2 protein-coding genes are annotated in these 893 nt (G+C 31.8%); both read left to right on the top strand.

The window, feature by feature from the left end; all coding sequences use genetic code 11:
• The first annotated feature begins 39 nt into the window (after window positions 1-39).
• Window positions 40-498, top strand: a complete 459-nt coding sequence (locus TD29_RS17195; protein WP_040282693.1) for a helix-turn-helix domain-containing protein — start codon at window positions 40-42, stop codon at window positions 496-498.
• 20 nt (window positions 499-518) lie between these two features.
• On the top strand, window positions 519-893 hold a 375-nt coding region (locus TD29_RS17200), incomplete at its 3' end, for a DDE-type integrase/transposase/recombinase (protein ID WP_040282695.1).

The following is an 893-nucleotide window of genomic DNA, read 5'->3' on the forward strand; positions in this document are numbered from 1 at the left end:
TAGGTTGACTAAAAATTAAACCTTTAATTATAGTCACTTATGAAAACACAAAATGAACACTGGCGAAAAAAAAGCTACCAAAAAGCAACTTTAGAGACTAAACTTTTAGTCGTTGACCAAATCTTAAATGGTCAGATATCCAACAACCAAGCTTCTAAAAAATATGATGTTCCCAGAACAACTATTGCCTATTGGTTAAGAAAATACAGTACCTTAGTACAACAAAATACTGGTATGAGTAAAAACGATGAAATTAAAAAGTTAAAGGAAAAAATTGAAGAACTTGAGTTTCAAAAAGACTTCCAACAAGACATTATCGCTGATATGGAACTGATTACAGGCGTTGATATGTCAAAAAAGTCATTACCCAAAACATTAGCAAAAGAGATAGAGCTAAAGAAAAAACAGCGTATAAAAGAAAATGGCTCTATGAATGTTTTGGGATATCTAAACAAGCCTTCTACAAAAGAATCAAAACACAACAAAAAAAAGAAATAGATCATCAAAAAATGATCAAAATGGTTAAAGACTACCGCAAACAAGTAGGCTCGAAAACTGGTGGCATTAAACTACACACGGAACTCAAACAAGACTTTATTGATGCGGATATTAAAATAGGAAGAGATAAATTCTATCGTTTCCTAAGACTAAATAATCTTTTGATTCCTAAAACTAAAAATTACATCACAACAACAAACTCTAATCATATGTACAAGAAATATAAAAATCTGGTAAAAGACCACGTGCCCACTCGACCAGAACAACTTTGGGTAAGCGATATAACTTATATTAAAACCCAATATGGGCATAATTACCTAGCTCTGATCACAGACGCCTATTCTAAGCAAATTATGGGATATAAACTCGATAACCATATGAGAACATCACTTTGT

This window comes from Psychroserpens damuponensis (assembly GCF_000826655.1).
GTDB classification, from domain to species: Bacteria; Bacteroidota; Bacteroidia; order Flavobacteriales; family Flavobacteriaceae; genus Psychroserpens; species Psychroserpens damuponensis.